29 protein-coding genes and 1 pseudogene are annotated in these 26,172 nt (G+C 65.7%); 12 read left to right on the plus strand and 18 right to left on the minus strand.

Annotated features, from left to right (window positions below; genetic code table 11):
• Positions 1–14 precede the first annotated feature (14 nt).
• The 8 genes from LuPra_RS26420 to LuPra_RS26455 all read left to right on the plus strand — a co-directional run bounded on the left by LuPra_RS26420 (position 15) and on the right by LuPra_RS26455 (position 9,126).
• Positions 15–665: a c-type cytochrome gene (locus LuPra_RS26420; RefSeq protein WP_110173533.1), complete on the plus strand. Its 651-nt coding sequence runs from the start codon at positions 15–17 to the stop codon at positions 663–665.
• Complete coding sequence (locus LuPra_RS26425; protein ID WP_110173534.1) at positions 662–1,477, plus strand: c-type cytochrome; 816 nt, start codon at positions 662–664, stop codon at positions 1,475–1,477. Before LuPra_RS26420 ends, LuPra_RS26425 begins: the two co-directional genes overlap by 4 nt.
• Positions 1,474–3,177 (plus strand): c-type cytochrome, encoded by a 1,704-nt coding sequence (locus LuPra_RS26430; protein ID WP_110173535.1) that lies wholly within the window; start codon positions 1,474–1,476, stop codon positions 3,175–3,177. Before LuPra_RS26425 ends, LuPra_RS26430 begins: the two co-directional genes overlap by 4 nt.
• 26 nt (positions 3,178–3,203) lie before the next feature.
• On the plus strand, positions 3,204–5,255 hold the full coding sequence (locus LuPra_RS26435) for a universal stress protein (protein WP_110173536.1): 2,052 nt from the start codon (positions 3,204–3,206) through the stop codon (positions 5,253–5,255).
• Complete coding sequence (locus tag LuPra_RS26440; RefSeq protein WP_110173537.1) at positions 5,255–6,253, plus strand: GNAT family N-acetyltransferase; 999 nt, start codon at positions 5,255–5,257, stop codon at positions 6,251–6,253. Before LuPra_RS26435 ends, LuPra_RS26440 begins: the two co-directional genes overlap by 1 nt.
• A gap of 72 nt (positions 6,254–6,325) precedes the next feature.
• Positions 6,326–7,189, plus strand: a complete 864-nt coding sequence (locus LuPra_RS26445; RefSeq protein WP_157899715.1) for a P-loop NTPase — start codon at positions 6,326–6,328, stop codon at positions 7,187–7,189.
• Positions 7,189–7,647 (plus strand): PCP reductase family protein, encoded by a 459-nt coding sequence (locus LuPra_RS33495; protein ID WP_234800567.1) that lies wholly within the window; start codon positions 7,189–7,191, stop codon positions 7,645–7,647. The genes LuPra_RS26445 and LuPra_RS33495 overlap by 1 nt, the downstream gene beginning before the upstream one ends.
• A gap of 51 nt (positions 7,648–7,698) precedes the next feature.
• Entirely contained in the window at positions 7,699–9,126 is a 1,428-nt protein-coding gene (locus tag LuPra_RS26455) for a radical SAM/SPASM domain-containing protein (protein ID WP_110173539.1), read from the plus strand.
• Between the two features lie 9 nt (positions 9,127–9,135).
• Here the strand turns inward: LuPra_RS26455 and LuPra_RS26460 are convergent, their stop codons facing one another.
• The 15 genes and pseudogenes from LuPra_RS26460 to LuPra_RS26525 all read right to left on the minus strand — a co-directional run bounded on the left by LuPra_RS26460 (position 9,136) and on the right by LuPra_RS26525 (position 19,605).
• Positions 9,136–9,534 carry a VOC family protein gene (locus tag LuPra_RS26460; protein WP_157899716.1) on the minus strand — a complete coding sequence of 133 codons (399 nt, stop codon included), beginning with the start codon at positions 9,532–9,534 and terminating at the stop codon, positions 9,136–9,138.
• A gap of 327 nt (positions 9,535–9,861) precedes the next feature.
• Positions 9,862–10,893, minus strand: a complete 1,032-nt coding sequence (locus tag LuPra_RS26465) for a right-handed parallel beta-helix repeat-containing protein (protein ID WP_157899717.1) — start codon at positions 10,891–10,893, stop codon at positions 9,862–9,864.
• A gap of 180 nt (positions 10,894–11,073) precedes the next feature.
• Positions 11,074–12,357 carry a dienelactone hydrolase family protein gene (locus LuPra_RS26470; RefSeq protein WP_335340767.1) on the minus strand — a complete coding sequence of 428 codons (1,284 nt, stop codon included), beginning with the start codon at positions 12,355–12,357 and terminating at the stop codon, positions 11,074–11,076.
• 215 nt (positions 12,358–12,572) lie between these two features.
• Entirely contained in the window at positions 12,573–12,866 is a 294-nt protein-coding gene (locus tag LuPra_RS26475) for a hypothetical protein (protein ID WP_110173543.1), read from the minus strand.
• A gap of 53 nt (positions 12,867–12,919) precedes the next feature.
• Complete coding sequence (locus LuPra_RS26480; protein WP_237050701.1) at positions 12,920–13,210, minus strand: hypothetical protein; 291 nt, start codon at positions 13,208–13,210, stop codon at positions 12,920–12,922.
• Between the two features lie 120 nt (positions 13,211–13,330).
• Positions 13,331–13,552, minus strand: a complete 222-nt coding sequence (locus tag LuPra_RS34695; protein WP_418001391.1) for a PF20097 family protein — start codon at positions 13,550–13,552, stop codon at positions 13,331–13,333.
• 277 nt (positions 13,553–13,829) lie between these two features.
• On the minus strand, positions 13,830–14,627 hold the full coding sequence (locus LuPra_RS26485) for a cytochrome c oxidase subunit II (protein WP_234800568.1): 798 nt from the start codon (positions 14,625–14,627) through the stop codon (positions 13,830–13,832).
• Complete coding sequence (locus tag LuPra_RS26490; protein ID WP_110173546.1) at positions 14,624–14,911, minus strand: hypothetical protein; 288 nt, start codon at positions 14,909–14,911, stop codon at positions 14,624–14,626. The genes LuPra_RS26485 and LuPra_RS26490 overlap by 4 nt, the downstream gene beginning before the upstream one ends.
• On the minus strand, positions 14,908–15,108 hold the full coding sequence (locus LuPra_RS26495) for a hypothetical protein (RefSeq protein WP_110173547.1): 201 nt from the start codon (positions 15,106–15,108) through the stop codon (positions 14,908–14,910). Before LuPra_RS26495 ends, LuPra_RS26490 begins: the two co-directional genes overlap by 4 nt.
• Entirely contained in the window at positions 15,108–15,443 is a 336-nt protein-coding gene (locus LuPra_RS26500) for a cytochrome C oxidase subunit IV family protein (RefSeq protein ID WP_110173548.1), read from the minus strand. The genes LuPra_RS26495 and LuPra_RS26500 overlap by 1 nt, the downstream gene beginning before the upstream one ends.
• A 9-nt stretch (positions 15,444–15,452) precedes the next feature.
• Positions 15,453–16,043 (minus strand): cytochrome c oxidase subunit 3, encoded by a 591-nt coding sequence (locus tag LuPra_RS26505; protein ID WP_110173549.1) that lies wholly within the window; start codon positions 16,041–16,043, stop codon positions 15,453–15,455.
• Positions 16,044–16,048: 5 nt separating this feature from the next.
• A complete protein-coding gene (locus LuPra_RS26510) occupies positions 16,049–17,812 on the minus strand; it encodes a cytochrome c oxidase subunit I (protein WP_110173550.1) in 1,764 nt (587 codons plus the stop codon).
• A 16-nt stretch (positions 17,813–17,828) separates the two neighbouring features.
• Complete coding sequence (locus LuPra_RS26515; RefSeq protein ID WP_157899719.1) at positions 17,829–18,557, minus strand: carboxypeptidase regulatory-like domain-containing protein; 729 nt, start codon at positions 18,555–18,557, stop codon at positions 17,829–17,831.
• Between the two features lie 219 nt (positions 18,558–18,776).
• A pseudogene (locus LuPra_RS26520) lies at positions 18,777–19,094 on the minus strand (chlorite dismutase family protein); the annotation flags it as partial.
• A gap of 25 nt (positions 19,095–19,119) precedes the next feature.
• On the minus strand, positions 19,120–19,605 hold the full coding sequence (locus tag LuPra_RS26525; protein ID WP_110173552.1) for a hypothetical protein: 486 nt from the start codon (positions 19,603–19,605) through the stop codon (positions 19,120–19,122).
• A 349-nt stretch (positions 19,606–19,954) separates the two neighbouring features.
• Here LuPra_RS26525 and LuPra_RS26530 point away from each other — a divergent pair, with 349 nt between their 5' ends.
• On the plus strand, positions 19,955–20,350 hold the full coding sequence (locus tag LuPra_RS26530) for a 3D domain-containing protein (protein ID WP_110173553.1): 396 nt from the start codon (positions 19,955–19,957) through the stop codon (positions 20,348–20,350).
• A 48-nt stretch (positions 20,351–20,398) separates the two neighbouring features.
• Here LuPra_RS26530 and LuPra_RS26535 read toward each other — a convergent pair whose 3' ends face one another.
• Positions 20,399–21,100 carry a class D sortase gene (locus tag LuPra_RS26535; RefSeq protein WP_157899720.1) on the minus strand — a complete coding sequence of 234 codons (702 nt, stop codon included), beginning with the start codon at positions 21,098–21,100 and terminating at the stop codon, positions 20,399–20,401.
• Positions 21,101–21,248: 148 nt separating this feature from the next.
• Here LuPra_RS26535 and corA point away from each other — a divergent pair, with 148 nt between their 5' ends.
• On the plus strand, positions 21,249–22,226 hold the full coding sequence (corA, locus tag LuPra_RS26545; RefSeq protein WP_110173556.1) for a magnesium/cobalt transporter CorA: 978 nt from the start codon (positions 21,249–21,251) through the stop codon (positions 22,224–22,226).
• Positions 22,227–22,261: 35 nt separating this feature from the next.
• Here corA and LuPra_RS26550 read toward each other — a convergent pair whose 3' ends face one another.
• A complete protein-coding gene (locus tag LuPra_RS26550) occupies positions 22,262–22,867 on the minus strand; it encodes a YceI family protein (protein ID WP_110173557.1) in 606 nt (201 codons plus the stop codon).
• Positions 22,868–22,876: 9 nt separating this feature from the next.
• Complete coding sequence (locus LuPra_RS26555) at positions 22,877–23,920, minus strand: hypothetical protein (RefSeq protein ID WP_157899721.1); 1,044 nt, start codon at positions 23,918–23,920, stop codon at positions 22,877–22,879.
• Positions 23,921–24,403: 483 nt separating this feature from the next.
• Here LuPra_RS26555 and LuPra_RS26560 point away from each other — a divergent pair, with 483 nt between their 5' ends.
• The gene (locus LuPra_RS26560; protein WP_110173559.1) at positions 24,404–24,595 is read left to right on the plus strand and encodes a hypothetical protein; all 192 of its coding nucleotides are present in this window, start codon (positions 24,404–24,406) and stop codon (positions 24,593–24,595) included.
• 297 nt (positions 24,596–24,892) lie between these two features.
• Positions 24,893–26,074, plus strand: a complete 1,182-nt coding sequence (locus LuPra_RS26565) for an exo-beta-N-acetylmuramidase NamZ family protein (RefSeq protein WP_157899722.1) — start codon at positions 24,893–24,895, stop codon at positions 26,072–26,074.
• Positions 26,075–26,172: the final 98 nt, after the last annotated feature.

A 26,172-nucleotide genomic window follows, 5' to 3' on the forward strand; every position in this document is an offset into this window, starting at 1 on the left:
CGGATCACAACGTCATGAGGATTCCGCACATCGTCCGCATCGGCGCGCTCGTCCTCGCCACGACGGGGTTCTATACCTATGTCGGCCAGATGGTGCCCCAGAAGGAGGTACAGCCTCCCGAGGACGCAGCCATCGGCGCCGAGATGACCACCGCCGACATGGTCAAGGTGGGCCGCCAGATCATGAGCGGCAAGGGGCTGTGCCTCACCTGTCACACGGTCGGGAAAACCGGGGCGCTGCGGTTCCCTGATCTCCAAGGCGTCGCCGTCCGGGCGAAGACCCGCGTCCAGGGCCTGAGCGACGTCGAGTACTTCGCCCAGTCACTGTATGAACCCATGGCCTTCGTCGTGCCGGGGTTCCCGCCGGCGATGCCGCCCATGAACCAGCCTCCGTTCGGCCTCACGGACCAGGAGATTCTCTGTGTGATCGCCGCCCTCCAGACGTATGGCGGCACGCCGACGGTCACGCTGCAGACGACGCACCATTATTCCGGCAAGGGCGCGGCCGCACCAGGTGGCACGGCCGCTCCGGATGCAGGCGCCGCGCCAGCCGGGGAGCCGGCACCGGCCGAACCGAAGAAGGGCGCCCAGCTGCGACCTGGCGGGAGCCCGAAACTGGTCGCGGTCCATCAGTCGGCGCGGCTCGAGGGAGCGGTGTCCCGATGAAGATCCTCGTCGTCGTCGCCGTGCTCGTCGTGTTCGGGGTGCTTCGCCTCCGCCGGGCAAGCCTATTGGCGTGGGCGGGTGCGTGGTGGGTAGGGCTTTACGTCCTCCTGCGGTTCGGATTCACGGCGCCGATTCCGTCCTCAGTCGTCACGATCTACATGGGCATCGTGACGCTCGCGATCCTCGCATACGTGACATCCAGCGAGGAGCGCCGGGGCGACGTCTCCGGCCCGCTCGTCCGCTTCATGACGGAGCGGCGGTACACACCACTCCTCGGCGCGACGATCGTCGCCATCCCCGCACTCGCGGCGGCGAACGTCTACGTGCAGATGAACGTCCCGCTGCAGCCGCCGCTGTTCTCGCGCACGGTCCATCCCGCATCGCCTTCCGAGATCACGGTGCACGACGCCAAGATCAATCTCGATACCGCAGAGAACACCTTCCTGCACCTGGAACGATCGAACGCGGCCGAGTACCGCCAGCACGTCGAGAACGGTCGCCGGGTCTACTACCGCAACTGCGTCTTCTGCCACGGCGACAACCTGTCGGGCAACGGCATGTTCGTGCACGGGCTCGATCCGATCCCGACCAACTTCACCGACGGATCGATTGCCGGGTTGCGCGACTCGTTCCTCCTCTGGCGAATCTCCAAGGGCGGGCCTGGGCTTCCCGAGGAAGGTGGGCCGTGGGACACGGCCATGCCCGCCTGGGAGAAGATCCTGAAGGAAGAGGAGATGTGGGAGGCGATCCTCTTTCTCTACGATTTCACCGGCCAGAAGCCACGCGCCAGGGAAGCGGGTGAGCACAAATGACCCCTCGGCTGTTCACGAGCGGATGTGCCGTGGTGCTGATCGGCGTGGTGTGGGCCATGCCGATGCGATCGGTGAAGGCGCAAGGACCTTACGTTGGCACCGACGCGCAGCGGGAGTCGGGCAAGCAGCTCTATGGCAAGTACTGCGCGCAGTGCCATGGCGACAAGGGCGACGGCGAAGGCTACGCCACGCCGCACCTGTACCCACGGCCGCGAAACTTCACGACCGGCAAGTTCAAGGTGCGGACGACTCCGAACGGTGCGCTGCCGACGCACCAGGATCTCGTCAACATCATCAGGCGCGGCATGCCCTATACATCGATGCCCGCCTGGCCCGACCTGACCGATCAGGAGGTCGCGAACCTCGCGTACTACATCACGACATTCTCGCCCGATTTCACCAATCCGGAGAGGGCGCCAAAGCCGGTGGAACTCCCGAGTGCGCCGGCCGCGACGAGCGCGACCATCGAGCAGGGGAAGAAGCTCTACGAAGAGACCGGCTGCACGAAGTGCCACGGCACGCTCGGTCGCGGCGACGGCGCTTCGGCACCGACGCTGAAGGACGACTTCGATCATCCGATACGTGCGGCCGACCTTACGCAGAGCTGGACGTTCCGTGGTGGAGCGACGCGCGAGGACATCTTCCGGACGATGAGCACCGGGTTCAACGGCACGCCGATGCCGGCGTTTGTCGACGGGCTGTCGCCCGAGCAGCGCTGGGCGATCACCGACTACATCGCCTCGCTGTCAGGAAGCGAGGGACCGGGCTATACGAACCTCGTCGTCGCCAAGTACGTGAAGGAACCGATCGACATGGCCAAGGGGGCAGCGAGTTTCGCTGCCGCGCCTGTGGCCCACTTGCCGATCGTCGGGCAGATCATGGAGCCCGGCCGCGCGTTCCACCCGCCCACGACATCGCTGAGCGTGCAGGCGATCTACGACGACACGTCGATTGCGACGCTCGTGCGGTGGCACGACAGGACCGCGGAGAAGACCGGCCAGAACGGGCCGTCGCTTCCCGTGGCTCCCGAGGAGGAAGAAGAAGGCGGAGGCGCGGCCGAGGCGGCCGGCGGCAGCCCGTTCGGTGATGCGGAGGTGGCGCCAGGCGCCGCCCAGCCGGCCGAGAAGGACCCCTTTGCCGAGGCCGAGGCGCCGGCGGTGACGTCCGAGTTCTCCGACGCTGTCGCGATCCAGATCCCGTCGGAGACACCGGCGACGGCCCGCAAGCCCTACTTCATCTTCGGCGACGCGGAGAACTCGGTCGATCTGTGGTTCTTCGATCTGGCCCAGGCGGCCCCCGTGCAGTTCACAGGCAAGGGAAGCGCGGACGTCGCGCCGAAGGACCCGACAGATGTGACCGGGGTCGCAAGCTACGCCAACGGAGAATGGTCGGTCATCTTCAAGCGGCCGCTTCGCCCGGCTTCGGCTGCGCCGTTCAGTCCGGGGGAGTTCCTGCCGATCGCCTTCTCGGTGTGGGACGGGTTCTCGCGCGAGCGCGGCAGCCGCCGCGGCCTCACCTTGTGGTATTCGATCTACGTCGAACCCCAGAACGTCCCGTCGGCCGTAGGTCCGATGATCAGGACGGCACTGTCCATCCTTGCCATCGAGCTGATCCTGGTCGGCTGGGTACGGTGGCGTTACGGCTCTCGTGCCCGCGGCGAGCTCGGCGATCCGAGTCGACCGGCAGCGACCCATGCGTGAGCTCTCGCGGGCTATCCGGAGGATCCATGTACAAGAGCATCTACGTTCCTGTCGATAACTCGGACCACTCGAACCGCGCCGTGTCCTGTGCCATCGGGCTGGGCAAGGCGTACTCGGCGAAGCTGGTGGGGTGCCACGTCTACGCGGCGAAACTGCACGACTATCGCTTCCGGCAGATGGAATACACCCTGCCCGAGGAGTACATCGACGAAGTGGAACTGGAGCGCCAGCGCAAGATCCACGACAGCCTGATCACGATGGGGCTCAAGCTCATCTCTGACAGCTATCTCGATGGGATGTCGCGCACCTGTGGCGAGTCGGGCCTGGAGTTCGAGCCGCGGATGATGGACGGCAAGCATCACATCGAGATCCTCAAGGATCTCGCCGGGTCACAGCACGACCTGGTCGTGATTGGCGCGGTGGGGATCGGCCGCGCGCGCGACAGCGTGATCGGCTCGGTCTGCGAGCGCGTCGCCCGCCAATCGGACCGCGACGTCTGGGTCGTCAAGCACGTCCCCGAAGCGGGCGAGGCGGATCGGGACACGATCCTCGTCGGGCTCGACGGCAGCCCGCAGTCGTTCGGCGCGCTCATGACCGCCATCGAGCTGGCCAATACGTTCGGCAAGAAGGTCGAGGCCATCGCGGTCTACGACCCCTATCTGCACTACTCGGTCTTCAACGGCATCGTCAACGTCCTCACCGAGCAGGCGGCGAAGGTCTTCCGCTTCGAAGAGCAGAACCAGCTCCATGAGGAGATCATCGACACGGGTCTCGCGCAGATCTATCAGTCGCACCTCGAAGTGGGCGAGCGGATGGGGACCGAGGTCGGCGTCTCGATCAAGAAGACGCTCCTCGACGGCAAGCCCTTCCAGAAGATCCTCGACCACGCACGCAAGACCAATCCCTGGCTCATCGTGATGGGCCGCATCGGCGTGCACAGCCCGAAGGACGAGGCAAGCCTGGGAAGCAACGCGGAGAACGTGCTCCGCTCCGCGGTGTGCGACGTCCTCCTGTCCACACGCGTCGAGGTCCCGAGCCTGGACGTGCGCGCCGAGGAGACCATCCGCTGGACGCCCGAGGCCGAGGCGCGCATGACGCACGTGCCCGAGCAGGTCAAGGGCATTGCCAGGACCGGAGTCCTTCGCCTCGCACTCGAGAAGGGACACTCGGTGATCACGAGCGCGGTGATCGACGAAGCGATGGATCGGTTCATGCCGAAGAGCGCGTCCAACGCGACCAAGGCCCTGGCCGAGGCCGTGGCGCTCGAGCGGGCCAGGTCTGGCCCGGTGTCGATGTGCCGGGCATGCGGCGTGGCGGCCACGCAGAGCGGCGCCGTCAAGTGCACCGTGTGCGGCGCCACCGATTTCGAGGTGATCTCGCGCGAGATGATCGAGCGGATCGCCGAGGTTGAAGGCGGTCTCCAGGAGGAGACCACGTACGACGGGCGCAAGCTTCGATGGTCGGAGGACGCGAGGAAGGGCCTCTGGACGATGAAGAACGCGTACCAGCGCCGGCGTGTGAAGGCGCGCGTCGAGAAGCGTGCGCGGATGATGAAGCTCGATGCGATCACGCTCGACTTCGCCCGGCAGGTGATCGAGGAGGAGACAGGGTCACCGCTCGAGATCCAGTCCCCCTCGGGCGGCATGGCTCGAGCGCGCGCCGCCGAGCCCGCCGAGGCGACCGCGGCAGGCGAGTCCCGGCTCGTTGCACGCGACGACCGCAAGAACCCGCTGATCTCGACGTTCGACTGGACCAGCGACGCCACGCAGCGGATCTTCCGCGTGCCCGCAGGGTTCATGCGCAACAAGACCCAGGAGCGGGTCGAGGAACTGGCGCGTGAGCGTGCCGTGACGTCGATCGATCTCGCGCTCGTCGAGGCTGGCATCGAGTTCGGCAAGCAGATGATGGCGGAGATGATCGCCACCTATTCCGGGCCACCTGCTCAGGGAGCCGTGAACCCGGGAGTCGGAGCGCCGGCGCGGGAGTCGGCTGCTCCGCCAACGGTCTCTGGCGCGCCGGCTCGCGAGGCCTCGGACACCGGCGGTGGCGGCTATCTCAACGAGGTGCGATCGCGCTGATGGCGGCGTACCGATTCTGCCGATCGGATGACATCGGGCTGCTCACCGACGCGCTGAACCGGTGCTGGTCGCCGTACTTTCCGGACGAGCCGGCGATGACGCCGGCCACGTTCAAGCAGTCGATCCGCGACCGCCAGGTCTGGTGCAGCAGCTGCATGGTCGCCTTCTCAGGGGCCGACCCGATTGGCGTCCTGATCGGCGCGAAGCGTGCGTCCGGTACGCTCATCCACCGGATCGCGGTGCATCCGGATCATCGGCGGCAGGAGCACGGCCGTCACCTGCTCACGTCGCTCGGGTCCAAGCTCGCGATTCTCGGCCCGCCACGCATCGTCGCCGAAGTCCCCGAGACGCTCGACGCCGCGTGCGGGCTCTTCAGTGCCAGCGGATATGTCGAGGAAGCGCACCTGACCGACTACGTCTTGTCCGGTGAAGAGCGCGATACGGACGAACGCCGAACGCCGAACGCCGAGCGCCGAATACCGAAGGAGAAAGCGCTCTTCGTGGACGACCCCGGGGCGGGCGAGATTGCGGCCGTGGTGCAAAGCGCGGAGGCGGACCGGTATGTCATCCCTGTCACGGTCGACGACCTCACCGCGAATGGCCTGCTTGAAGAGGGGAATCCCCAAACGTGCTGGAAGCGCTCGGTCGAGACCCTCATCGCGAGGAAGGAACACGTCGCGGGTCTCGCCGTCGCCTCCGACGAGCGAATCGAGGCCTACGTCCTGTACGAGAGATGCGGAGTGGATCCCGAGCGAGGCGAGGCGAGGGGGCAGTCTTCCGGTGCCCCCGACGTGGAGGTCGTGTCGCTCCGCTCCTTGATCGAAGACGATGGAGCCTGTCTGAGGCAACTGCTCGATCGACTCAGGGGCCAGGGGTCGTGGACGTTGCGTTTCCCGAAGGTCCACCCGGCGGAGTTCTCGCCCGGGTTCCTGGAGACGCTCGGGTTCCGTCCTGCGGGCCGTCATCTCCTCTACGCCGCACACGCGCGGTCGAACTAGGCATCGGCCAGCGCGTGGCGCTGGTAGGGCCGGCTCTCCGAGCCCGGCCTGTTCTGTGGAGGCTACGTCGACGTGAAGAGCTATCACGACATCGCCGGCGACGGAGGGTCGCGGGTCCTCGAGCAGGTGGCCGAGCAACGCGCCCGCATCAGCGACGGGCTCGCGGGCGTGCGCCATCTCGTCGCCGTAGGCTCGGGCAAGGGCGGTGTCGGCAAGAGCACGTTGACGCTGCATCTCGCTGGTGCACTGCGTGCCCGTGGCCTCCGGATTGCGATCCTCGATGCGGACTTCAACGGCCCTTCGCAGGCGCGCATGGCCGGAGTCCAGGGAGCGCTGTTCGTGCCCGGGAGGGACAGGGTCGCGCTACCGCGGACCAGCAGCGGGATCGGCGTCTTCTCGATGGGCTCGCTCGTCCCGGAGACATCTGCGCTCGAGTTCGAGAGCACAGCGCAAGGCGAGTCGCACACGTGGCGCGCCACGCGGGAGTTCGCGCTCCTCGGCGAAATCCTCGGCGCCTTCGAGTGGGGTGAGCTCGACCTGCTGATGTTCGACCTGCCACCGGGAGCGGAGCGGACCGTGCAGTACGCCGATTTCCTCGGGCCGCGGACCTCGTTCGTGCTGGTCACGATCCCGTCCGAAGTGGCCCGCGGTGTCGTCGCCCGTTCGGTGGCGGCGCTGTCGAAGGGACCCAATCGCCTCCTCGGCTACGTCGAGAACATGAGCGGCTACTACTGCCGCGACTGCGACGCAATCAAGCCGCTCTTCGTCTCCCGGAACCAGGCCGACCTGGGAATCCCCTGTCTCGGCACCGTTCCGTTCGACCCTGAGCTGGCGCAGCACTGCGATCAGGGACTCGCGCTGGCAGACATGCCCGACACACTCGTCGGCCAGGCGCTGGACCAGATCGCGCAGCGACTCATGGAAGGTCTCGACTGATGAAATTCCTCTGTGTCCCCTGCGACACGCCGATGAAGCTGCAGACCGTCGTTCCGCCCGACCGCGGCTCGCTGTCGGTCGTCTACGCGTGCCCCGAATGCGGCTACGAGATCGCGATGCTGACCAACGCGTACGAAACGCAGGTCGTGCAGTCGCTCGGCGTGCGCATCGGTCCCGACCTCGGCACTGAAGCGGCCGCAGGCACCTCCGGCTCCAGTTGCCCGTTCGCGGCGATGCTGCCCGCGACAGACGGTGCACCGGGCGTTGAAGCGCGGCCCGGACAGCCCGAACCAGCCGCCGTCCAATGGACTGCTGCGGCCGAAGCCAGGCTCGCGAACATCCCCGCGTTCGTGCGCCCGATGGCAAAGACCGGCATCGAGACCTTCGCCCGGGAGCGTGGGGTCGTGCAGGTGGACGAGACGATCCTCGACGCGGCCCGCGACTTCTTCGGGATGTGACCCGCCGTAGCTTCAGCGGCGGCGGACGCGGCAAAACCCCGGTCCACTGACATGAATACGAACTCGTTCGCCAGGCCCTACGTCGTCTCCTGGAACCTCACCTACCGGTGCAATCTCGCCTGCGAGCACTGCTACCTCGATGCCGGCGGCAAGCCGCAGGTCGAGAGCGAGAACTTCGCCGATCGCAGCGAACTCGGCACCGAGGAATGCTTCCGGGTCATCGACGAGATCGCCACGTTCGCGCCTGAATGCCTGACGATCCTGACCGGCGGCGAACCGCTCCTGCGGCGCGACATCCTCGAGATCGTCCAGCGAGCGGCGGAGCGCGAGCTGTGGGTCGTCGTCGGCACCAATGGTGTGCGGATTACGGAGAACGTGGCCCGACGGCTGGCCGCAGCCGGAGCGCGCGGGCTCTCACTCTCGCTCGATGCGCTCGATCCCGAGCGTCACGACCGCTTCAGGAACGTGCGCGGCGCGTGGCGCAACACCGTCGAAGGCGCGGAGATCCTCAACGCGACCGGCCTTCCCTTCATCGTCCAGACGACCGCAGGTTCACACAACATCGCCGAACTCGAAGCGATTGCCGACTTCGCGCACGAGCGCCTTGCCGCGAAGGTCTGGAACCTCTACTTCCTGGTGCCGACGGGACGCGGGCAGTTCGTGTCCGACATCAGTCCCGCGCAGTACGACGAGGTGCTCGCGTCGCTCTACCGGATCCAGCGGAAATACAGCGGCCGGATGCTCGTGAACGCGAAATGCGCCCCGCACTACATCAAGACGGTGCTGCAGAATGCCGCCGCCCAGGAAGATCCGGTCGTCGGGCAAGCCGAATCAACGTCCGTATCGTCGTTGCCCGGCCTGCCGGGGATCAGGACCTACTCGGGCGGTGCCGGCGGGTGTCCGGCGGGCACGCACTACATGGGGATCCGGCCAAACGGCGATGTCACTCCGTGCCCGTACTTGCCCGTCTTCGCGGGGACGCTTCGCACCGCGAGCCTGGCGGACCTGTGGACGTCCTCGGAGCTGTTCACCGACATCCGTCGCCGCAACTCGCTCGGCGGGCGATGCGGTGAGTGCGAGATGAATGGGCACTGCGGCGGCTGTCGAGCCCGCGCGTTCGGCATGACGGGCGATCTGATGGCCGAGGATCCCCTCTGCACCCACACGCCTGGTACGTTCGCCGCGTCGCCTCTCCTCCTTGCCCGCCGTAGCGCTGGCGAAGGCGGGGCCGGCGGCGGACCCGCGTCTGTCGCGGGAAGACAGCGGCCCACGGTGCTCGAGTACGGCCCGGAATCGCCGTCGACTGTCGCGTGGGACGACGCAGCCACCGCACGCATGAAGAAGGTGCCCGCGTTCGTGCGGGGGATGGTGATGAGAGCCGTCGAGGAGTCCTGCCGCAAGAGCGGCCTCGACCGCGTCACCGTCGAGGAGCTCGAGCGGATCCGTGCGCGGATGCCTACGCCGAAGATGTTCGGGTAGGAATCGCCGTCATGCGTGGTCCTTCTCAAAGAAGAACCAACGATGGCCTTCGAAATCTTCCGCCCGGTATCGTCGCCCGGGTAGCCCCTCGTCGATGTCAGACAGGATCATCGCACCCGCGGCCTTGGCTCGTGCAAAGTGTCCATCGAGGTCGTCCACGTGGACGAGGACACCGTCGATAATCCACGGCACCGTCGACCACTTGCGGGCCTGCTCGCACACTTCGCGATGGTGTTTCGGACTCCGGTACTCGGGTGTGGGAGACGCAAGCATGATCAATCCGTCGCCTGCCTCCATCTCGCCGTGTGACAGCTTGCCATCCGGCGTCGTGAGGCGCACCGTCTCGCGAAAGCCGAACGCAATGCGAAGCCATTCCAATGCCGCGATCCCATCCTCATAGGAGATCATGGGAATGACCGACGGCCGGTTGGCAGCTGGCCGTGCGTCTTTTGCAGCAGCCGACGGTTTGCGCGTGATCGCCGCCGTGCGGCCAGTCGCCCGACGTTTCCCCGTGGAGGGCGCTTTCGTTGCTGCCGCCTGGCGCTTCCTGCTGACCGCGGTCTTCCGAGTTGCTGACGTCCCCATCGGTCAACTCCTTCGGCGTCATGAATCGTCTGGTCTGGCTAACGCTCGCGAGCCGCGCCCCGCTGCGACATGGTCGCACGAGTCTTCCGGCGCGCCGGCTCCATTCGGTGTTAGGCGCGGTCCAGAACACACGCAGGTGATTCGGTGGTCTCATGGACACACCGTGGTGCCGCGAGTCAGGACCGTTTTATCGCAGACGATCGTGCCGATCGTGATCCCCTGGAACGTCGCGCGCGTTCCGAACTTCAAGTTCACATCGGTGTCGTTACCGGTGATTTCGGACCCGTTCGGTGGGTCCGTCACGAAGCTCAGGAAGCTGGCGCCATCGGCCAGGATGCCGGTGCCGTTGTTCTGAACGGTCAGCTTTGCGGGGTTGACGAGGGCTGAACATCCTGCATCGAAGAACATGCCGATGCGATTGTTCCTGAGCACGAACGTGCCCCGCCCGAACGGGTCCAACAACTTGCCGCCGGCCGGGCAGAAAAGCCCGAAGCCGTTGTTCTCCGCGGTGATTGTGATCGGACCGAAGATCGAGAACAGGGAAGTCCCGATGCCGATCGCGGCGCCCCTGTTGTGACTCGCCGTGATCGTGCTGCCCCGTGAGGCCGTGAATGCGTAGACGACAAGGCGGCCGTCGGCGGCGGCGAACCCGAAATCATTGTTGCTCACCTCAACGTGCGCCCCGCGAATCTCGATGACGGATCCGCCGTTGACGTCGGCGCCGTGGGACCGGTTGTCCCTGATGATGATTCGTCCCCGTAGGATCACGAGCGAGGCGTTGAGCACGTCGATGCCCTGCTGATTCCGTTGCAACGTCACGTCGGCGAGCTCGGCGGTCGAGTGGTCTGTGACGTCGATGCCCATGAAGCCGTGGCCCTGTAGCGTGGTGCTCTTCACCGCAAACGTCGCGGCATGGATGGCGAGAATGCCGTCGCCCGGCCCGTTCTGGATGGTGAGGCCTGTGATCGTCACTCCCCTGGCACCGTCGATCGTCACCACCCCTGAGAGCTCAGTCGGGGTACCTCCTCCTCCATCGAGGATCGTCCTGTCTTGCCCGTCGAGCGTCAGCCGGTCCGTGGTAATCGTGATTCTCTCGCGGCACGTTCCAGTGGCGCGAATCGTGTCGCCGGGGACGGCATCGGTCAGAGCCGTGGTGATCGTCTCACCCTTGGCGCAGTCCACGTTTCTGATTGCGGCGAGGGCCGGGCTGGCTGCCGCGAAGACGGCCAGTCCTAGAAACGTCGTCGGAACGGTCCTGGCGATGTGCCAAATTGTTCGTTCGGAAGTACTCATGGCCCGGCAGTTGGTTGCGCCTAACGTTCGAGTTTAACCGGCCCGCGGAGGGTCCGGTTGAACGAGGGGTCAGGCGTCGCCGGGCTGCGGATACCGGCACCTGACTTCGGCGACCGACCCGGCAATGAGTGCCTCCAGGACCTTGACGTCGAGGTCCGCCAGGCCCTTGAAGTACAGGCAGACCTTACCCATCTTGTGTCTCCCGAGCCTGGCCAGGAGGTCGACCTGCTCGGGGTTCTCCGCGCAGACGGAGACGACCAGCTCCTTGCCGCGGACTGCGAAGCCCGTGAGAAATGCGTCGCCTGAGTGGCCACTCTCGTACCTGTAGGTGTACGAGCCTACGATGCTGGGCCCCCACATCTTTGGCTGCTGCTTCGTCACCCTCTTGCACATGGCCATGATGGCCTTGCAGTCCGCCAGTTGCTCGGGACTGGGCTCTGGACGCGAGGTACGCGTCGACGCTCGCGCCCGTGGGTTTGGTTTTGGTCTCTGCCATCGAGATTCCTGGTCAGCGGGGAGCGTAGGACCGTTGTGGGTGCGACGCCTGACGCGCAAGCTCACCTGCCGCGGCTCGGGGAGCTCGAACTCTGAGAAAGCCGACATGCCGCCGCGGTCAGGTGCAGCGCCTGGTTCGGCCGCTGCGGCGGTCCAAGTCACTTTGGCAAGGTACTCCTTGAGGAAGGCGGCGATGAGCCGCACCGACTCGTCGTAGTGCTTCGCGTCGGCGAAGAGGCCGTTGTGGCCGCCGTCGAAGTACACTGCCTTGACCGGTTTCCCTTCCCTCCGCAGCGCGTGCTCGAATTTCCGGGCTCGATCAACCGCCGTTCTTTCGGAGCCACCGTCAGCGGGGCTGTCCGCCTTGCCATGCAGCAGCAGGAGCGGAGCGCTGACCGCCCCAGCACGATCAACCACTTCTTGAGGGTACCCCGTCGAGTTGAGCACGGCGACCCACACGCCGCCTCGCTCGAATACGTAGTGGAGTGCGGCGCCGCCGCCGCGCGACTGGCCGAAGAGGGCAACCCGGTCGCCGCGCACTCCCGGACGTTCGCGTACCGCCGTTACGAGCGCACCGACGATCTCGAGTGCCTCATCGCTCGTAGCCGCCGGCGTGTCAGGCGCGTCTGGGCAAGCGATCGGCGTGACGAATTGCATTCCCGCACCCTGGCCGCCTCTGAACCAGCACCCCGCGACCGCGACGACAGCCGACTCGCGCGAGACGTCCTGGGCGAATCGCACGTACTCACGTGCGATTCCGTGGGTCCCGTGCAGGAGGACGAGGACCGGAAACGGACCCTCGCCCGGCGGCCGCGCGACAGCGGCGGTCAGCGTCCCACCGGGTGCCGGCACGGGCACCCACTCGACGCCCGCGAGCCCCTCAGCGCCAGCCGGGGCGATCGGGCCCGCCCGCGCCGTCGTCTTGAAACACGGCCATGCCGGCCGGTCAAGTGCAACGCCGTCGAAGAACTCGAGCGCATCCGCGCGGATGCAGACACCGAAGATGTTCGGGTAGGAATCGCTTACGCCTCAAATCGGCCGGATGGGTCCTCTCGGCGATCTTGAAGGGTGTGTCACCACCCGAGCAGGAAAACCGGTGCCATGGCCGCCAGGGCTGCGACCAACTGCAAACCCAAGATGCGGAGAGCCTGTCTAGGTGATTGGGGGAACCACTTGACTGCAAAGAAGGCGATGACGGGCACCTGGCAAACCATGAGCAGTTGCCAGATGTGGGCGGCCGCGCCTTCATCCGCCTGGGGCGCGGTTCCGTGCAACGCGACGTAGACAGTGATGGTTGCGAGGGCAGCGAGCGACATCGCGATGGGAAGAAACGCACTCGGACGGCGGACCATCAGGATTGAAGTCATGTGCCACCTGTCCTCACCTCGCCCTGGTAAGCCTGTCGACAGTCAGTGGAGATCTACCTATCCTGCTCCCAGTGGAACCTGTGCAGGAGACGATGCAGTATTGGCGCCAACACCAGACCCGCGGCAGCCAGGAACACCAGGCCAGCATAGAGCGCGTAGAGACCGGCGAACACCTTGCCACCGTTGGTTTTTGGCGGGTCGACTGGCCCCATGCCGCCAATGAGCATTGCGGTGTTGAGAAACGCATCGCGCCACGGCAGGTCCTCGAAGTACTCGTAGCCCACCATGCCCAGGGCAAGCGAAAGGCTCAGCACTGCCAACGCCGCAGCGAAGTGCAACAGCACGCGCCTGACGAAACGCTCATGCGCAATGAGTGGATGTACCTTTGCTTCGTACATGGACGTTCGGCTGTCCTCGTTTCGAGCGCCTAACGATGCGCATCACCCGGCTCATGACGCTCCAGGTCAGGCCGATGGTTTGGTCTCATGCGGATATTGGAAGGCTGCCCACCTGCATTTCTGACAGATGTAACCCTCCGCCTGATCCCCGAATAGCGTCCACCGACCGACCAGCCAGACCTGATCCTTCACAATCCCGGTCTTGCGGTCTCCGGGATACCACGTGACGTTGTTGGGGAGAGTAAAATGCCCTCTCTCCATCTCCGCATTGCATTTTGGGCAGTTCATGTTGAGGATGTTCGGCGAGGCCTGATCAGTCGGATCGATTGCCCGATGTTGCCGTGGCCGGCCCCTTGATTTGCGCCGGCGCCATGGCCAGGAGCCGGAGATAGGCCGAAGGCGCCATTCCCGCGTGACCGTCGCCGAACTCTACTCGAAAAGCCACGCGCTTGCCGATGCCGAAAGGTGTCGAGCGGGGCCGCAAGGTAACCGTTCGATGGTAGGGCCGGCTCTCCTTGGGCGCCGAAGCACCTCGCGCCAAGGTGGCCGAGCGCGGCCCCGTCGGTCAGCGGAACGGATCCGGGGCGCCCTGCTCCTCGATCTGCTGCGCCAGCCACTTCTCGAATGCCTCGGGGCTCTCGACGGTGACGAATCCCCGCATCCGGGCATGACCCAGCCCACACAGCTGCGCGCAGGCGATCTCGTACTGGAACTCGGCGTTCCCGGTCCTCGCGCGCATCTCCGCGGTGGTGACGTTAGGGATGAACCAGATGGGGATCGTGAGCCCGGGGATCGCGTCCTGCTTCACGCGGAACTCGGGCACGCCGAAGCTGTGGATGACGTCCTTGCTCCTCAGCCTGACGATCACCGGCTTGTTCGCGGGCAGGTGCAGCTGGTTGAGCGTCGTGACGTCGTCCTTCGCGGCCGGGTCATCTCGATCGAGACCGAGAGGGTTCGACTGCAGATCCAGCAGCTTGAGGTCCGTACGTCCGAATTTCCCGTCGGGGCCCGGATAGTGGATGTTCCAGGCGAACTGCTCGCCCGTGACCTGGACGACGAGCGCCTCGCTCGGTGACGGCATGCGATCGACCCGCGCAGCCCAGAGCGGGACCGAGAACGCAAACAGAAGGACCGCTTCGACGACGGCGACGGCGATCTCGAGATAACTCGATGAATGCGACTTGACGCCGGTGTAGTTGGCCACCGGGTGCTGCGAGCGCCGGAAGCGCAGCAGGCAGTAGGCGAAGAACCCGCCCCACCCGATGAACAGGGCGAACATGAAGATGTGCGTCCAGCCGATCAGGCTGTCGATTTGCCCGCCGTGAGCCGCGGCGAGCGGTGGCAGTCCGAGCCATTCAGTCATGAGGTTCTCGGGGATTTCTGCAGATCCGACCATTCCTCGTCGAGGTCGGCGTCGGCCATGCGCCTGGCGCGATTGCGGAGATAGAGGAAGAACGCCACGAAGCTGCCCTGCACCACCAGTGTGACCGCCAGCAGCACCAGCACGCCGAGCCTGGATCCGTCGATCATCGACGTCTCCTCCGCCCCGAAACATACCGGGCACGCGAGGAGTGTCCCGCTCCCGCCCACGAGAACCGCCGCCGCGGTCGCGACGGCGCGCCTGACCGCGCGGCTCACTGCCGTCATCGCAGCGTCCTCGTCGTGCGCAGGAACCACGAATCGTAGGCGAGCAGGCCGAACGAGACGGCGAACGAGGCAATGGCTGCGAGCAGGCTTCCCACGCCCTCGCCGCGCCCGTACACGCCCAGACACCAGATCCCGAACACCACGGCAAGCGCGGCGGACATGAGGATCAGGAACGCATGGACGAGCCTGAGGTTCATCAGTGGATCCAGAAGCCGTTGTGATGGGTGATGACGGGCAGCGCCAGCAGCGGCAGGAACATGGCTGCCGTGATCGCGAGCACCGCGTAGATCAGCTTCTTCTCAGAGATCAGGTGCATGAAATAGCAGGCCACCAGCGATCCCTTGATCGTCGCGACCAGGACCGCCACGGTAATGGCCATCGCCGTCGGCAGGTGCAGGTAGGAGATCGCCACGGTGATGAGCGTCAACGCCATCAGCGCGACGAACACGGTGATGTAGATCCGGACCTGCTTGTCGATGTCTGCGGCGTGGTGCATGCCTGCGTGGTCGAGAGACGAGTGGTCGCTGGTCATGGGATGCGCCTACAGCAGATACAGCGTCGGGAAGAGGAAGATCCAGACGAGATCCACGAAGTGCCAGAAGAGGCCGGAGTTCTCGACGCGATTGGTGAACCACACCGGGTTCGTCTTCCACAGCTTCGCGCCGGGCCCGAGCAGATAGGCGTTGACCGCCATGCCGCCGAGCACGTGGAGCATATGCAGGCCGGTCAGCGTGAAGTAGATGGCGAGGAAGTTGTTGGTACGCGGAAAGAGCCCGTCGTGGAACTTGTGGCTGTATTCGAAGTACTTGACGACGAGGAAGACGCACCCCAGCAGGATCGTCACCGCCATGTAGATGCGGAAGGTGCTGAAGCGCTGGCGCTCCAGCGACGCCCAGGCCATCACCATGGTGACCGAGGAACTGATCAGGACGATGGTGTTGAACGTGGCGAGCGGCACGTTCAGGATCGTGTCACCACGCGGCCAGGTCTGCGCGCCGGTGCGGATCAGGATGTAGCTCGCAAACAGGGCACCGAACAGCATGACCTCCGACGCGAGGAACAGCCAGATGCCGATCTTGCCGTTGGTGAGGCCGGTGTCGCGGCGGACCTCTACGGTGTAGGGGATTTCCATCGCGATCAGGCCTCGTGCTGCGGGGAGAAGTCCTTCGCCGCGCCGGGAACGCTGTACTCGTACGGTCCACGGTGGACGTGCGGCTCCTCCAGGAAATTGCCGTGCGGCGGCGGCGATGGAGCAGCCCACTCGAGCGTCGTGGCGTCCCACGGGTTCGCGCCGGTCTTCTCGCCGTGCCGGATGCTCCAGAAGAAATTGAAGATGAACGGAAGCTGGAAGAGCATCAGGATCCATGCCCCCCAGGACGAGACGACGTTCAGGTGGAGCACCGGCCGCGCGAACTCGTAGGCCTCGCCGCCGTCGAACAGGCGCCGCGACACGCCGGCCAGCCCCATCATGAACATCGGCATGAAGATCACGTTCATGCAGACGATCGAGCCGGCAAAGTGGATCTTGCCCAGCGTCTCGCTCATCTTCCTCCCGGTGGCTTTCGGAAACCAGTAGTAGACCCCCGCGAAAAGGGCGAAGATCGTTCCGGGAGCGACCACGTAGTGGAAGTGGCCGATGACGTAGTAGGTGTCGTGCAGCGGAATGTCGGAGACGTTCAGGCCGAGCGGAAGCCCGGTGAGCCCGCCGATGCCGAACATCGGCAGGAAGCCGAGCGCGAAGAGCATCGGCGTGTTGAAGCGGATCGCCCCGCCCCAGAGCGAGATGATCAGCGCCGTCAGGATCACGACCGACGGGATCGAGATGATCATCGTGGTCGTCTGGAAGAACGCGGCCATCGCCGTGCCCATGCCGGTCATGAACATGTGGTGCGCCCAGACGATGAACGACATGAAGCCGAGGAACACCAGCGAATAGACCATCGAGCGATAGCCCCACAGCGGCTTGCGCGTGTTGTTCGCGACGATCTCGGCGACGATGCCCATGGCGGGCAGGATCAGGACGTAGACCTCCGGGTGCGCCAGGAACCAGAACAGGTGCTGCCACAGGAGCGGGTTGCCTCCACCCGCCACCTGGACGACCTGGCCGCTCACGACCAGCCCGCTCGGCAGGAAGAAGCTCGTGCCAGCCACCCGATCCATGAACTGCATCACCGCGGCGGCCTCGAGCGGCGGGAAGGCCAGGAGCAGGAGAAAGGCCGTGACAAACTGCGTCCACACGAAGAAGGGGAACCGCATGAAGGTGAGTCCCTTCGCGCGGAGCTGGATCGTGGTGGTGATGAAGTTCACCGCGCCGAGCAGCGACGAGGTGATGAGGAAGAGCATCCCGAGCAGCCACACCGTCTGGCCCGTGCCCGCCAGGACCGAGAGCGGCGCGTAGGAGGTCCACCCGGACTGCGCGGCGCCGCCAGGTACGAGGAAGCTGGCAAGCATCGTCATGCCGCCGAGGAAGAACAGCCAGTAGCTCGCCATGTTGAGGCGCGGGAACGCCATGTCCGGGGCGCCAATCTGCAGTGGCAGGACGAAGTTGCCGAACCCACCGACGGCGAGCGGCACCACGCCGAGAAACACCATGATGGTGCCGTGCATCGCCCCGAGCTCGTTGTAGAACTCGGGAAGCATCGTCCCGCCCGGCATGCGCGCCTCGCCGAAGAGGCCGCCGATCACCGGCAGCGCCGCGCCCGGGTAGGCGAGCTGCCAGCGCATCAGCATCATCAGCGAGAAGCCGAAGAGCAGGAACAGCAGCCCGGTGATGGCGTACTGGATTCCGATGACCTTGTGGTCGACCGAGAACACGTACGCGCGCCAGAAGCCCAACGTCTCGTGATGGACTTCGTGCGCGCCGTGCGACTTCGGCGCGGCGACAACTACTGTCTCGCTCATGCGGCTGGTCTCTCGGCTACTTCGCGCCGGGTGTGGCGAACTTGAAGTTCTGGGGCTTGGACTCGTTGGCGGCAACGGTGACCGACGCCGTCTGCGTCCCCAGCTTCTCGTGCCACGCCGTGATCTCATAGGTTCCGGGATCGAGACCCGAGATCGTGAACTTCCCGTCCGTGCCGCTCACCGAGAAGAACGGATGCGTGAACACGGCGACGTAGGCGCTCATCCACGGGTGCACGTCGCACTTGATGTGGAACACCTCCTCCGGCTTGCCGAACGTGGTGGTGGCCTCCTTGAGCGTCGCCGGCATCCCCTTGTTGAAGGCCGGGTTGACCTTGGGGAGGGTGTGGATGTTGTGCAGGACGCCGTCGGAGTTGAGGATCCGGTAGGTCTGGCCGACCATGATCCCCATCACGTGCGGCTTGTATTGGCAGCCGTTCTGGTCGAGGGTCACCGGCGTCTTTGGCACCGGGAAGGCCTTCCCCGCCGGGAGTCCTTTCGAGACCCAGACCAGGATGTTCCCCATCGTGTTGCCGCTGCCGAGGGCCAGCATCTCGTTGGCGACCGGCGCCGTGTGCTTCTTGGCACAGGCCGGGTCCGCGTCCATGGAGAGCGGCCTGAGCGCCGGAGCCTTGCCGGCGAAGGTGATGGTTCCCGTGACGGACGAGGCGGCCATGGCGACGCCCGGATATATCGAAACCACGGCCAGCACGATCGCCAGCCGCAACGTATTCCCTGCTACCCGCATGCTCGACTCCTCGGTCATGGTCGGCCTTCGACCCATGTCACGTCGACGTGCAGTACCCGGTTTGTGAATTGGGCCGACTGTACAACCGGGCGCACCGTTTGTGCAACCCGCACACGTTCGGGTTGCCCTGCTTTCCAACAACTCACGCCTCGCTCTCCACCTCGGACGCTGCCGCAAGCGCAACGGCCTGCGGGAGGACGGCGGCCCGACGCGTCCGTCTCACTCCGTATTCGCCAACTGGGCCAGGATCGCGTCGATGGGCGCCTTCGCACACGCGAACATCGGCGTGTCCCGCTGCATATAGAGGCTGGCCTCCGTATAACGCAGGCGCCCGACCAGATCGACAAACTCCTGCGGGTAGTCCGAGTCGAACGCCACGACGAAGTCCTGGTCGTCGATGCCGTAGCTGTAGCTCGTGTTCAGGTGGACGCCCTTGAACGGCGCCGATGCCGCGATGTGCTCATCCATCATCCCCTGCCGCGCGTGGGGCGACAGCCGGTACCAGGACCGCGTCTTGATGAAGGGGTACACGAACAGGGTGGGTCACCGGTCGCGCGAGCACTCAGACCGACGGTACGTCTTCGACGTTCCAGGAGCCCCAGTAGTGAATCTCGTGCGCGTGCAGGCCCTTGAGAACGCCGAGCGCCCGGTCCTTCCCTTCCTTGTCGCGCCCGAACAGCGCCACGTGAATGCTGCCGTCCTCATCCTGGCGAATCAGGGGTCGCTTGTGAAGCCTGACGCACAGCAGGTTCGAGCCCTTGCGAAGCGCGTCGTCGATGCGATGGTTGGTCTCGCCCATGTCGGCGACCGTGTCTTCGAGCGTCCGCAGCAGACGGACGGCCCGGCCGTGGGAGCGCCCGAAGAGATCGAGGGCTTCGGCGCCCTTCTCACCGGTGAAGACGTCGATGTCTTCGGTGGCGACACCGCCCGCCTCCAGGGCTTGCACCGCCGCCATGACCTCGGCTTCGCTGTCCAACAGGCAGGTCACCCGGTTGGCGAGCGCGAACAGATGACCGCCCGCGTACGGATCGGAATTGATGTGGGCCATGCTCCCCCTCGAACCGCCATGACGCAGCCTGGCGCGAAGGCTGCCGCTGAGACTGTTCAACCCGTCTCCGGCATCAGTGCAGATGCAACGGAGCGAACGCCCGGACTTCCACTGGTCAGTTGGAGCGCCCTTATATAACAAGTCTCATCCTCGACGCACACATTTCTTCCGGGCCGTCGTTGGCCCGTGCGCCTACGCCGCGCGGGCCGTATCGGCCATCGCACGAGCTGAATCCCTCCGAATCCGGACCATGGCGTCTCGACCCTCGTGCAGCGGGCCGAATTCGGCAAGCTGCTGATGGTCAGCGGTTTATCGCCGATGGCACGTGTCTTGGATCAATAAATGAGGCATGAACCGCTTCTTCAGAGGAGTACTCACCGCGACGTTGTTGCTGGGGTACGCCATGGTCGAGGCAACGCACGCAGAGGTCCGGCGCCCACAGATCCTGCAGGTCGAGGCCACCGCCTACTGCACCGAGGGCGAGACCGCCAGTGGCGAGCAGACGAGACGAGGCATCGTCGCCGCCGATCCCCGCGTGATCCCGCTCGGCAGCCGAATCCGTGTGGACGGCCTCGGACGCCGCCACAGCCGGACCTACGACGTCGAGGACACCGGCCGGCTGGTGAAGGGCCGCGAGATCGACATCTTCATGGCTGACTGCGACGCCGCGAAGGAGTTCGGCCGACAAACGGCCCGGGTGCGCGTGCTGAGGGCCGGCGACGGCGAGCGCAAGGCCGGCACCTGATCCGCGGTGCAATCGCCGGCCGGAAACGGACCTGTTCGCCGGGGAGGGTCAACTGCCCGCGGTCGACGCTGTCGCGGGCGATCCGGTTACGGGGACCGCGCGCACGATGAACCGCTGCGGGGCCGGTCCCACGTGATAGAACGGGTAGCACCCGACGAGCGTCACCGCCCGACCGGGCGTCGCCTCGATCACGCTGACGTCGGTCGGGACGGTGATCTTGATCCACTCGACCCGGTATTGCTCGGTGGCCACGCGCGTTTCCAGCACCAGCTCGTCGCCTTCCTTGATGTCCTTCAGCGCCCGAAAGTAGCCGTCCCGGTGGGCCGCGATACCGACGTTGCCTGGCGTCCCTGGTAGCGCCGTGTCTTCGATGCGCCCTGCCGCGAGATCAAGCACAGCATCGGACGTGCCGTCGTGTACGGGCACCTCCAGGTGGATACTCGGGATCTTCAGGATCGCGAGCGTGAGCGGCGTTGGCCGCTTCAGCGCGGCCTTGTAGGTCCTCACGCGTATCCCCGACCAGAGCTTCATGTCGACCTTGCCGCTCCAGGTCAACTCGCGCGGCGGAGGTGCCGGTGCGGCTGCCGGTACCGGAGCGGGCGCCGGAGCAGCCGTGCCGGCAGCTGCCCCGTCGGTGGCCGGAGTGGTGTCAGCGGCGCGCCCGCACGACGTCAGCGTTGCCGCAAGGACCAGCGCGACACCCAGGCCAGGAAGGATACGGTTCGAGCGAGACCGGTGAGGGCCCATCATTCACACCCCATTGCGATGTATCGAGCGTCGTCGCCGAGCACGCTAAATCGAAACCCGCACCATGATACGCCTCGGGCCGAAGCCACCAATCCAGTCTCCCAGGTTGGCCCAGCTGTGTCCTGTGTCGCATCATAGGCTGACTCCGGACATGCTCATCAACTGCGTCGCGTACCAGAACGGCACCAAGCTGGCCGACATCAGCGTCGAAGCGATCTCGGACTACGTGGTCCGGCCCGATTGCTTTGTCTGGGTGGCGTTGTTCGACCCCAGCGATGAGGAACTCGAGCTGATGGCCGAGGAGTTCGGCCTGCACGAGCTCGCCGTCGAAGACGCGCGGAAGGGCCACCAGCGACCCAAGATCGAGGAATACGGGTCGAGCATGTTCACCGTGCTCCAGACGGTCGACATCGACCCGGCCAACCCGGACGGCGACTTGATCGTCGGCGAGGTGGCCGTGTTCGTCGGTCGCAATTACGTGCTGTCGGTGCGCCGCAAGACGCCGCAGGGCTTCCAGAACGTACGGGCACGCGCCGAGGCCGAGCCAGAGAACCTCGCGCGGGGATCGGGCTTCGTCCTCTACGTCATCATGGACACGGTCGTGGACCGGTACTTCCCCGTGCTCGCCAGGCTGGAGGACGATCTCGAACGGCTCGAGACCGAGATCTTCCGCGGCACCCCCAGTGCGAAGAACATCGAGGCCTTCTACGACCTCAAGTATCGCCTGATGGTCCTCAAGCACGCGGTGGCCTCATTGATGGAAGCGACCGCGAAACTGTTCGGTGGGCGGGTGCCGTCGGTGTGCCTGGGCGCCCAGGAGTACTTCCGCGACGTCTACGATCACCTCCAGCGCATCAACGCCGGGATCGACAGTCAGCGCGAGATGCTGCAGACCGGCATTTCCGTGACGCTCGCACTGGTCAACATCGCCGACAGCCAGGTGACCAAGCGGCTGGCCGCGTACGGCGCCCTCATCACCGTGCCGACACTGCTCGCCGGCATCTACGGCATGAACTTCGACAACATGCCGGAGTTGAAGTCGGTCTGGGGCTATCCGCTGACGCTGACGACCATGCTGGTCATTGACGTCTGGCTGTTCTTCAAGTTCCGCAAGAACAACTGGCTGTAGCAATCAGCCGCCGCACCCCGTGCTCCACGCGAACCTCACGGATGCGTGGTGGCAGGTTTCAGGGTCGCTCGCACTTCCACATCGATCTGGTTGCTGACGCCGACGCCGAGGTAGGTCGGACGCGCGATCTCGTACGCATCGATGCGAAGCGGGAACTTCACCTTCACGTCGAGGGCGTCGCCCTTGTACGAGACCTCGGCCGTGCCGGTGACCGGCTTCGCGTTGCCGTGAACCGACAGGACACCCTTGAAGCCGAGCGTGGCCGATCGGCCCCGCGCCGGTGGAGGCGCGTCGAGGACCACCTCACTGAGCACGGCCGTCTCGTACTCCGGACCGCGTGAGACTTCGAGGTAGTTGTCGCGCAGGTGCGTGTTGCGCAAGCCGATGCCGGTATCGAGCGTGCGCAGATCGACACTGAAGGAACCGTCGACATCGCGCGTGCCCTCGGGCATCGTCACCTGGCCCTTGACCGCCGTCGTCTTGGCCTCGAAGCGACCCCCGACGGTCAGCGGGCACACGACTGTCACGCGCCCGTCGGCGACGTGCCAGGATTGCGCCGCGGCTGGCAGGACGCCGCCGCCAACCAGCAACATGCACGTGATCGCAAGAGTGCGGCACGCGGTCGATCGATCGTGTGACATGAATCGCTCCTAGTTCACCGACTTCAGGAAGAGCTGGAGCACGAAGGCCGTGGACCGCTGCGATGGCAACAAGTACTGATCGCGAAGCGAGGCTGCGATCGTGATGTGCGGATTCAGGCGGGCGCTCACCTCGGGACGCAGATACCAGCGCGCGTCACTGTAGGGCGCATCCATCTGCAGGCGATCCGCGCTCAGCGACGTGACGAGCCAATCGGTCGGATAGAAGAACAGCTGCACGAAGCCGGTGTACTGATCGAAGCGGCGTTGTTCACCGCTGCGCTCGGCGCGCCGGACGACGTCATGCTCGGTCAGCACGCCCCATCGACCCATGCCGAAGCGGGCATAGACGCCGGCCAGGCGTTCATCGAAGGTCGTGTTGCGCGCCATGCGCAGTGCGATACCCGCGGCGAGGTGATCGCCGACCAGGTATTTCTCTGCCAGAACACCAGCGCCACTGCTGCGAAAGCCCGGCGCCTCTTGGCCGCTCGGTCCGTATACGTACGGCGCCACCTGGAACCGCTCGGTCGACCAGAACAGCTTGGCCTGCGTCGGCACGTCGGTGAGGCCCTGGCCGTTGCGCGCGCGCACGTACGTGGCCTGGTCGGCGATCTCGACGCCGCTCGGCAACGTGTCGCGGCCAATCCCGATGTACACGTTCTTGTGTGGCGTGACCTCCAGGAGAGCCTGGCGCACGAATGCCTGCGGCTGCGACGGCTGCGGCTGCAGTTTCGTGACCTCCTGGGCCCGCGCCGGCGCGTCCACACTGAGCGTGCCGCTGACGCGCAACGTGTGGGACAGTCGGGTGGTGTTGCGGTACCAGAGGCGGACGGCGGCCGAGGTCGCGCGCTCAGGTTGCTCACGCGCCTCTGACGTGAGCTGCGTCATCAGGCGGACATCGTGGAACAACCGCCGCCATCGATCCTCGTCGGCGTCATAGGCCCCGTGGCGCGAACTCTGCGCATCGTCGATGCCCTTGCCATACTCGGTCAGCAGGCCCCGGCCCTGCGGTGACAGGTGGCAGGCCTGACAGCCTGCGTAGCCGAGTCGGATCATTGCAGGAGACGCAGACAGCTGAGCCGCTGAACAGAGTGTCGCGAAGAGCACACCCACGACGACGCGGAGTTCCAGCAGTCGCGGTCCCACTCTCGCCGTTTCCGCAATAGCCGTGCCACTCACGGCCCTTGAGAGAACGCGCGTGACGCGCCGTACACGCCGAAGCGGCTTACGCGGCGCGTAAGCTCCTTACATCACACGTGGTGGGCTGGGGGTGCTCACTCCTCCCCGGTTCTTAGCTCTTCAGTAGAAGATGGCGACTCCCATCGAAGTTGTCGCCCGACCGCGCGCCAGGCGGGACGACCGTCTGACCTGCGCGCCTGGACGATCGAGGAGTCGTATACATGCCGTATCGCCGAGCGCATGTCGCGGTGTGGTTGCTGCTCGGATTAACCCTGATCGCCTTCAGTCCGGGCTATTTGAGCCGACTCGGACACTCGCCCGTGGCAGCATCATTTCCATGGGTTGACGGCACTGGCCTGGATGCTCCTGCTCATTGCACAGAGCATGCTGATCGACCGGCGAGACCGTGTCCGTCACCGCTGGCTGGGGCGAGCCATGCTGGCGCTCGTCCCGCTCTTCTGCGCTTCGGGCTTCCGGGTCGTGCAGACGATGGTGCGTCGGACCGACGTGTTCCGCGCCACGATGGGTGATCGGTTGACGCACGTCACGTGACGCGCACGCCGGCCGTCGACCAAGGTCGACGGCTACCTTGAGAGAACGTCGAACGATGAACGCCGAACGCTGAAGGGCAAGGCCCGCTTCCCGATCCGCGATCCGCGATCTCGACGTAGGCGTCGAGCTTGCTCGACGCACACCGCTCCAGTGCTTGTCAGCGGCCGTGGATGACCGCTATCGTCCTCGCGCGTGACGCCGCGATCGTTTCGACCCCTCGCTCTCCTCTGTCTCCTCGTGTTCGGCGCCTCCTGCGCGAAGCGCCCGCCCACCGTCTCGACGCCGGCACAACCCCTGATGCGGACCCGCACCATCTCCGCGCGGCAGTCGACGACAACCGTGCTGCCAGGCCTGGACGTGTTCCTCTCGAACCTGCCGCGTGCCCTGCGGGGCAAGCGCGTCGGGCTGATCACCAACCACAGCGCGATCGACAGGGCCGGAGTCTCGGCAATCGACAGGATTGCCGCTCACAAGCGGCTCACGCTCGTGGCCCTGCTCGCGCCCGAGCACGGCATCCGCGGCACCGCTGCCGAGGGCGTGACGGTCGGCGACGAAGTGGACGCGAAGACGGGCGTGCCCGTGTACTCGCTCTACATGGCCGAGGACCGCGGCCCGACACCCGAGATGCTGAAGAACGTCGACGTCCTCGTGTACGACCTGCAGGAGGTCGGCGGGCGCACGTGGACGTACGTGTCCACGATGGCGCTGTCGATGAAGGCGGCCGCCCGTCGCGGCATCCCGTTCGTGGTGCTCGATCGGCCCAACCCGATCGGCGGCGAGATCGTGGAGGGCGCGCTCATCGCACCAGGCTTCACGTCGTTTGTCGGCATGTACCCGATCCCCGCCCGACACGGCCTCACCGTCGGCGAACTCGCGGCGTACTTCAACCACGCGTTCGGCATCGGTGCCGATCTCATCGTCGCCCGCGCGTCGTCGTGGCAGCGCGTGCAGTGGATGGACGATACAGGGCTGCCCTGGGTGAACCCCTCGCCGAACCTGCGATCGCTGGCGGCCCTGTCGAGTTATCCCGGCACCGTCTACTTCGAGGGCACGAACCTCACCGAGGGGCGCGGCACCGACCGTCCATTCGAACAGATCGGCGCGCCGTGGCTCGACGCCCAGACGGTGGCCGCGACGATGAATGGGCTCTACCTGCAGGGTGTCCGCTTCGAGCCGGTGGTGATGCAGGTGCTATCGACCGCGTCGAAGTTCAAGGGAGAGAGCATCCCCGGGCTGCGCGTCGTGGTCACCAATCGGCAGACCTATCGTCCCGTGCGTACGGCCTTGATCCTGATCGATGTGATCAAGGGTCAGCACCCGGAGCAGTTCCGCTGGGGCCCGTCGATCGATCGGCTCACGGGTTCGGACAAAGTCAGGCTCGCCATCGACGCCGGCCAACTCGCGCCGCTGCTCGAGGACTGGGACCGCGAGGCCGATGCCTTCAGGCGCACCATCGCGCCATACCTGCTCTACCGCTGACGACCGTTGAGAACGGTGATCAAGGGGACAAGGGACAACTTCTCTCCTTGTCGCTTGTCCCTTGAACTGCGGCCACCCACGCGCCGCGCCCGGAAACC

The sequence above is a fragment of the Luteitalea pratensis genome, assembly GCF_001618865.1.
Taxonomy (GTDB): domain Bacteria; phylum Acidobacteriota; class Vicinamibacteria; order Vicinamibacterales; family Vicinamibacteraceae; genus Luteitalea; species Luteitalea pratensis.

Bases quoted from the DNA above. Each gene is read 5' to 3' on its own strand.
- LuPra_RS26435 (WP_110173536.1), top strand. From the start codon at position 3,204: ATGTACAAGAGCATCTACGTTCCTGTCGATAACTCGGACCACTCGAAC.
- LuPra_RS26420 (WP_110173533.1), top strand. From the start codon at position 15: ATGAGGATTCCGCACATCGTCCGCATCGGCGCGCTCGTCCTCGCCACG.
- LuPra_RS26515 (WP_157899719.1), bottom strand. From the start codon at position 18,557: ATGCGGGTAGCAGGGAATACGTTGCGGCTGGCGATCGTGCTGGCCGTG.
- LuPra_RS26460 (WP_157899716.1), bottom strand. From the start codon at position 9,534: ATGATCTCCTATGAGGATGGGATCGCGGCATTGGAATGGCTTCGCATT.
- LuPra_RS26475 (WP_110173543.1), bottom strand. From the start codon at position 12,866: ATGACTTCAATCCTGATGGTCCGCCGTCCGAGTGCGTTTCTTCCCATC.
- LuPra_RS26505 (WP_110173549.1), bottom strand. From the start codon at position 16,043: ATGGAAATCCCCTACACCGTAGAGGTCCGCCGCGACACCGGCCTCACC.
- LuPra_RS26525 (WP_110173552.1), bottom strand. From the start codon at position 19,605: ATGGCCCACATCAATTCCGATCCGTACGCGGGCGGTCATCTGTTCGCG.
- LuPra_RS26565 (WP_157899722.1), top strand. From the start codon at position 24,893: ATGCGGACCCGCACCATCTCCGCGCGGCAGTCGACGACAACCGTGCTG.
- LuPra_RS26485 (WP_234800568.1), bottom strand. From the start codon at position 14,627: ATGACTGAATGGCTCGGACTGCCACCGCTCGCCGCGGCTCACGGCGGG.
- corA (WP_110173556.1), top strand. From the start codon at position 21,249: ATGCTCATCAACTGCGTCGCGTACCAGAACGGCACCAAGCTGGCCGAC.
- LuPra_RS26430 (WP_110173535.1), top strand. From the start codon at position 1,474: ATGACCCCTCGGCTGTTCACGAGCGGATGTGCCGTGGTGCTGATCGGC.
- LuPra_RS26425 (WP_110173534.1), top strand. From the start codon at position 662: ATGAAGATCCTCGTCGTCGTCGCCGTGCTCGTCGTGTTCGGGGTGCTT.
- LuPra_RS26440 (WP_110173537.1), top strand. From the start codon at position 5,255: ATGGCGGCGTACCGATTCTGCCGATCGGATGACATCGGGCTGCTCACC.
- LuPra_RS26555 (WP_157899721.1), bottom strand. From the start codon at position 23,920: ATGATCCGACTCGGCTACGCAGGCTGTCAGGCCTGCCACCTGTCACCG.
- LuPra_RS26550 (WP_110173557.1), bottom strand. From the start codon at position 22,867: ATGTCACACGATCGATCGACCGCGTGCCGCACTCTTGCGATCACGTGC.
- LuPra_RS26495 (WP_110173547.1), bottom strand. From the start codon at position 15,108: ATGAACCTCAGGCTCGTCCATGCGTTCCTGATCCTCATGTCCGCCGCG.
- LuPra_RS26530 (WP_110173553.1), top strand. From the start codon at position 19,955: ATGAACCGCTTCTTCAGAGGAGTACTCACCGCGACGTTGTTGCTGGGG.
- LuPra_RS26455 (WP_110173539.1), top strand. From the start codon at position 7,699: ATGAATACGAACTCGTTCGCCAGGCCCTACGTCGTCTCCTGGAACCTC.
- LuPra_RS26510 (WP_110173550.1), bottom strand. From the start codon at position 17,812: ATGAGCGAGACAGTAGTTGTCGCCGCGCCGAAGTCGCACGGCGCGCAC.
- LuPra_RS26500 (WP_110173548.1), bottom strand. From the start codon at position 15,443: ATGACCAGCGACCACTCGTCTCTCGACCACGCAGGCATGCACCACGCC.
- LuPra_RS33495 (WP_234800567.1), top strand. From the start codon at position 7,189: ATGAAATTCCTCTGTGTCCCCTGCGACACGCCGATGAAGCTGCAGACC.
- LuPra_RS34695 (WP_418001391.1), bottom strand. From the start codon at position 13,552: ATGAACTGCCCAAAATGCAATGCGGAGATGGAGAGAGGGCATTTTACT.
- LuPra_RS26490 (WP_110173546.1), bottom strand. From the start codon at position 14,911: ATGACGGCAGTGAGCCGCGCGGTCAGGCGCGCCGTCGCGACCGCGGCG.
- LuPra_RS26535 (WP_157899720.1), bottom strand. From the start codon at position 21,100: ATGATGGGCCCTCACCGGTCTCGCTCGAACCGTATCCTTCCTGGCCTG.
- LuPra_RS26560 (WP_110173559.1), top strand. From the start codon at position 24,404: ATGCTCCTGCTCATTGCACAGAGCATGCTGATCGACCGGCGAGACCGT.